Origin of the sequence: Leekyejoonella antrihumi (assembly GCF_007845645.1) — a bacterium.
Classification (GTDB): domain Bacteria; phylum Actinomycetota; class Actinomycetes; order Actinomycetales; family Dermatophilaceae; genus Leekyejoonella; species Leekyejoonella antrihumi.
This window is the reverse complement of the sequence record NZ_VCQV01000082.1, coordinates 1-5,131: the sequence shown is the minus strand read 5'-3', so window position 1 is coordinate 5,131 and position 5,131 is coordinate 1. Positions and strand designations below refer to the sequence as shown.

Annotated in this window: 5 protein-coding genes and 1 pseudogene; 1 reads left to right on the top strand and 5 read right to left on the bottom strand. The window is 64.4% G+C overall.

The window, feature by feature from the left end; translation table 11 throughout:
• Nucleotides 1-176: 176 nt before the first annotated feature.
• Nucleotides 177-347, bottom strand: a pseudogene (locus FGL98_RS24455) (ClpX C4-type zinc finger protein); the annotation flags it as partial.
• Nucleotides 348-415: 68 nt separating this feature from the next.
• Nucleotides 416-793: a hypothetical protein gene (locus tag FGL98_RS24450; RefSeq protein WP_146321409.1), complete on the bottom strand. Its 378-nt coding sequence runs from the start codon at nucleotides 791-793 to the stop codon at nucleotides 416-418.
• Between the two features lie 946 nt (nucleotides 794-1,739).
• Here FGL98_RS24450 and FGL98_RS24435 point away from each other — a divergent pair.
• Entirely contained in the window at nucleotides 1,740-1,982 is a 243-nt protein-coding gene (locus FGL98_RS24435; RefSeq protein WP_146317660.1) for a hypothetical protein, read from the top strand.
• Between the two features lie 771 nt (nucleotides 1,983-2,753).
• On the opposite strand, the gene FGL98_RS24430 is transcribed toward FGL98_RS24435, so the two are convergent.
• The 3 genes from FGL98_RS24430 to FGL98_RS24420 all read right to left on the bottom strand — a co-directional run bounded on the left by FGL98_RS24430 (nucleotide 2,754) and on the right by FGL98_RS24420 (nucleotide 4,617).
• On the bottom strand, nucleotides 2,754-3,443 hold the full coding sequence (locus FGL98_RS24430; protein ID WP_146321405.1) for a hypothetical protein: 690 nt from the start codon (nucleotides 3,441-3,443) through the stop codon (nucleotides 2,754-2,756).
• Between the two features lie 9 nt (nucleotides 3,444-3,452).
• On the bottom strand, nucleotides 3,453-3,977 hold the full coding sequence (locus FGL98_RS24425; protein ID WP_146321403.1) for a SigE family RNA polymerase sigma factor: 525 nt from the start codon (nucleotides 3,975-3,977) through the stop codon (nucleotides 3,453-3,455).
• 109 nt (nucleotides 3,978-4,086) lie between these two features.
• On the bottom strand, nucleotides 4,087-4,617 hold the full coding sequence (locus tag FGL98_RS24420) for a hypothetical protein (RefSeq protein ID WP_146321401.1): 531 nt from the start codon (nucleotides 4,615-4,617) through the stop codon (nucleotides 4,087-4,089).
• Nucleotides 4,618-5,131: the final 514 nt, after the last annotated feature.

Genomic DNA, 5,131 nt, shown 5'->3' with positions numbered 1-5,131 from the left:
TGACGATCGGTGTACGGTCACGCACCGCGTGACGATCGGTGTACGGTCACGCACCGCGTGACGATCGGTGTACGGTCACGCACCGCGTGACGATCGGTGTACGGTCACGCACCGCGTGACGATCGGTGTACGGTCACGCACCGCGTGACGATCGACGTACGGGACGAGGGTTACTCGTCGAGCAGCTCCTCTTCGAGGATTTCGTCGCACAGGCGTACGCACTCGTTGCAGATGAAGACGCCCTTCGGTCCCGCGATCAGCTTGTCCACGGCACTCTTGTCCTTCCCGCAGAAGGAGCAGCGTAGGGAGTCGGCCCCTCGCCGCACGGCGTGCGCATGCTTGGGCATGTCACCAGGGTAGGTCAGTAGCGCTGGACGCGCCGCAAGCAGATCGTGGTTCGGGATGGGGCAGCTCGCTATCGGACGGCTTGGCCAATGACGGTGAGAGCGCCGTCGAGCCCGGGGTTGTGCAGCAAGCAAAGGTGGCGAAGCCATGTCCAGTCAGCGGAGTCGATGATGCCGTCGGGCAGATCGCGGTGCACCGCCCACAAGGCGATGGCGTTCTTGAGGACCAGCAGCGGGCTCAGCTCATGCTCGTTCCGGACGCCAAACGCGACGACGGATGCCCAGGGGCCAGGTGTCTTCACCATGAGCGTCGCGCCGGCGCCCTTCCAGTTGGCCGGGACGGGAACCGGGCGGATGCTGTCGCGTGTCCAGTCACGCACGATGGTGTACAGCTCGTGGTCGGCGGTGATCGCATGCAGAGGTGGCAACACGTCGGGCTCGGCACTCACATGCACGACCGTAGCGGGCCGCCGCCCGAAGCGCCGGGCGTCAAGGCGTGCCACGAGGAGCGACGGGTAGCGTCATCGCAAGACGATCGGCCTTGTGGCACGCTCCGCATGCCGATCGTCGTACGGTGGTAAGCGATGCACGGATCGGAGGTGTGCCACATGGGTCCGCTCAGACGAAGCGTACGGCGGGCGATCAATCCGGTCTCGACCTGGCTCACCGAAGTGTGGTGTGGCATGGGACCGTGGCGCCAGGCGCCGCTGCGAGGGCCCGGCCCCATCGCGGGGGCGTTGTTCGGAGAGCCGTCGCCGGGCGACTGGGTGGTGCCAGCTGGGCAGCGGCCAGGCTGGCAGTGGCTACCTGAATACGGGGCAATGCCGAACCTGCATGCGATACCACGCTGGGCCCGCCTCTGGTACCGGATCCCGTTCATCGACCGATACGCCTACGAGTGGATGTGGTGGCACGGAGGCTGGAGCGTGCTCGTACCTGGCGACTCGCAACCCCTACCTCCGACCGATGGTGTCCGCGAACCTCGTCGTCCGACTCCCACACCGGCGCCAATGTCCGGTATGCGCGACGAAGCCTCCGGTGAATTCGCCAACTGACGATCGGGTATCGGGACGGCGGTTCGGGCAAACTCAGAATGTCAGTCAACTCATAGTTGACGAGGATTCGAGGTCAACGTAGAGTTGACATGTGCGGGTAACGGAGTCGGCCTTCCGGCATGGGATCTCTGAGGCTGACATCCTGCATGCTTTCCAAAACGCGGTCCGTTTGGTGGAGATCGAAACAGTACGGCGAGGAGCGGCTTATCGTCATCGGTCCTGACCGGTCAGGCAACTGGCTCGAGCTGGTAGCGATGCCGGCAGAATCTGCCGATCGCATCATTCACGCTGACCGACTACGACCGAAGTTCTACGAGTTCCTGAAGTGAGGTGATCCGATATGGCAACGACGAACATCAACGACGTCGAGCGAATGCTCGACGACCTCGACCCCGCGATGGTCACAGCACACGACGCGGTGCATTTTCGGCGGATCCTGGCGGCCCAGGACGGTGTGATCCGTGCCGATCGTGAACTGCACGACGCCGTCCGCGCGGCGCGCGACGCCGGGGATTCCTGGCTGAGTATCGGCATAGCTCTGGGCGTGACGAAACAGGCTGCACAGAAGCGCTTCGGACACTGAGTGAGCAACTCGACTTCCGAGCGTCCACCGGTACCGGATGACTGCCCAGATTGGATCGGCGATCCCTGCGGGACGGCCCCGGTCCCGCGTGGTTTGGCCGGGCTTGGCGCCAGCGCGAGCCCTGACCGGTGAACGATCGGCACACGGAGCATGGTTGAGGGTTCCAGAGCGCCACGGCGCCCGTGTCGCGTCGCAGGCAACGTGAGGTACGCGCTGCGATCCGTTCGATGATCTCCTGCTCATCTTGGGTTGGCTTCAACATCTTGACTCTCCTTCCCACCGGCCGGGCCGGCATTGACGCCGGTCACCCGCAGGAGCTGCCAGGGAAAAAGCGAAGCTAATCCTCGTGCTCGAAGCAACACGGAAGGGCCCACAAGCGCAGCTCCCAGCATCCGACTAACCGACGGCCTGAAGGAACCAAGGAAGCACGACGTCAGCAGGCGACCGACCCCCAATTTTCAGCCCGAAACGGGCCGCCCCGCGAGAGGCGATGGTGACTAACCGACGAGGAACTGGCCGCGAAGTACCCGGACGGCGAGTGGGACAAGCCCAACGAGCCGGCGCCCGATGCGGAGTGACCCGCGGGGCTCTGCGGCCCTGAGGGCAGGAAGCGGCGGCAGGGCCGACTGCCCTACCCCGGCGTTACACCGCCGCCCGGGTGTTGCGACGACCGCTCGAACCCGGTTTCGGCACACGGGACGATCTTGGAAGCGATTGCTGGCCTGGTGGAAAGGTGATCCCCATTCGCAGCACGGAGGGGAAGATGGGTTCTCAGGGAGCCGTCACGGTGGCGATGGCTTGGAGCATTTCGCCCGTCCCGGTCGGCGGATCGGGGTTTTGGCCACAGACGGAGGGTTCAGGAAACAGCGCCTGGTAGTAGATCGCGTATGTTCCGGATGGCAGGTTCAGCGGCAGTGGGAGGGTGAGGCGCTGATCCCCGACCGGCCGGGTGGCAGCGACTTTGGCTACCCGGTTGGCGGGGTCGGCCAGGAAAATGCGTGGGGGGGTACGCGACTCCGCGACCTTGGCGGTAACCATGATCAGGTGGGCTGCTGTGATGTGCCGGTTGGGGATCTTGCTTGGCGGCACGTTGAGATCAAAGCTGATGCCCTGAGCCGCGGCAGGCAGTGCGACGGTCGGCCCGAAGCGACCTCTCGTTGGGGAGGTCTCCATAGGTTTCGCGGTTCCGGGGTCTGGGGGACACCCGGGTTGTCCACCTACCGCGATGGGTGATCTGGTGGCCTGCGTTGGAGCGGGTGCACCCCCTCGGAGATATCCGCCGGGCAAGGCGCCAGCGACGGCGAGACCCACCACGGCGATGAGTGCCGCACCGCCGGAGAAAATCGATCGGCGGCGCCGGCGGCTCTTGACTTTCGCCGTGATGTTCGTGAGCGAGATTTCCGGCGCGGTTTCGTGCGCTCCGGCCTGATGCATGAGCTCGCGGATATCGTCATCAGACATCACGGTCGGTCACTCCCTTAGCTTGTTTGATTGTTCGCGAGCCTGAATCTCCCGGCGCAGCGCCTCGATGCCGCGTGAGGTCTGGCTCTTCACGTTTCCTTGGCTGCAGCGCATGACCGCGGCGACCTCATCCACGCTCAGGTCGAGGTAGTACCGCAGGACCAGCGCCGTTCGTTGTCCGGCAGGGATGGCACCGAGTGCGTCCAGTACAGCCTGGGTCAAGGGTGTTCCTGTGGGGCCATCGGCGGGCTCGGGTGGTTGCGCGACGAGGACCTCGCGGCGTCGGGCCTTGCTGCCGCGGTACCAGAGGCGGACCATCGTGGTGTGCGCGTATGCGCGGGCTGCGTGGGGGTCTCGGATTCGTCCCCAGGCCCGCCAGACGCGTACCAGCGTCTCCTGGGTGAGGTCCGCGCCCGAGTCCCAGTTCCCGGTGAGCAGCCGGGCGGCCCGCAGCAGCCGGTCGCCCTCGGCCAGCACGAACGCCTCGGGGCCGGTTGGCACCGGCAACTGCTGGTCGCGCCGCATCCCGCTCATACCTTATTAGAGTCCGATCGGGTCACCGATGGTTGCACAGGAACACGACTTTCTCCCGCCGGCGCGATCACCCCCGGGCGGCATGTGGACGCAACTCCGGTGTGCTCCCTCACGGGCCGCCACCCTGTGCCCAGTCCGTCGCCGTGCCCTCGGGTTGAGTCGAGTAGAACGGCCCGTACGCTATATCATCGAAGAGCGTCCCGGACCAGTATTTCCAGCCGCCGTCATCGTATTGAAGTGACGCATACGGCGCGGATCCGTGCTGGGCGAGTGCGTCCATCGTGATGCACTGGAAGGGCGTCTCACCGTTGAAGCCAGGAGTGCCGAGGTCATGCGCGAACGCGCTCGTTCCCTGGAGGATGCCCTGCAACGACACATTCCAGGTGTCGTCCGCGTTCTTCCAGATTGTCACGGTGTAAAGAGTGTCCCAGGAGAGTTGCGGGCCGGTCCGCAACCATTCGTCGTTCTGATAGTTCGAGGGCGCATTCTCTCCCCAAAAAAAGTGCGGAGTGGTCACATAGGTTTCTTGGGATGCCTTTCCTAGGTACCAACCGGCTTGAACGTATCCCTCTCCTCCGCCCGGGGTTTCCATGTACACATCACCGGCGGAAAACGGATAGTAGCCGGAATGGATGCTCAAACCCTTGATGTAATTTTCGGGAGGAACGTAAATGGTCGCTCGTGCACCCGTAGCAACCGTAATACTCTGGTAAGCGATAGTGCCGGCTCTGTGCCGAACCGGACTGGATTCGCACGAGTAGGCCTCCGCCCGCGGGGTCGCAGGAAACCCGAGGGCCAGAAGAAGCAGGAGAAGAACGAGAAGCAGGCCGAGCGTCGTCCTTGACAGCCGTCGTGTATGTCTCATGCGACGCACGCGACGGCTGGGAGACGCGTCGAGCCCATGATTCGGGCACGTCGGCACTCGAGCGATGCTGCCGCGTGCACGACCTCGCGACCAGCGGTCCTCATCACGGGGGGTGTCGTCGGACCGGTCGTGGAGTTGCGTGCCGTCGTCATTGGCTTCCCCCTGACCCCAGGGGTCTGGACACGTAGCGTCTCGGCTGGGTCGGATTCCATTGTGATGTAGGGGATTTCCCTGCGCGTGTCCCGCGCTTTGATGCCTTGAACCTGGGATAATGAGTACATGAATCAGT

Coding starts and splice junctions, on each gene's coding strand:
- FGL98_RS24435 (WP_146317660.1), top strand. CDS start 1,740: ATGGCAACGACGAACATCAACGACGTCGAGCGAATGCTCGACGACCTC.
- FGL98_RS24430 (WP_146321405.1), bottom strand. CDS start 3,443: ATGTCTGATGACGATATCCGCGAGCTCATGCATCAGGCCGGAGCGCAC.
- FGL98_RS24425 (WP_146321403.1), bottom strand. CDS start 3,977: ATGAGCGGGATGCGGCGCGACCAGCAGTTGCCGGTGCCAACCGGCCCC.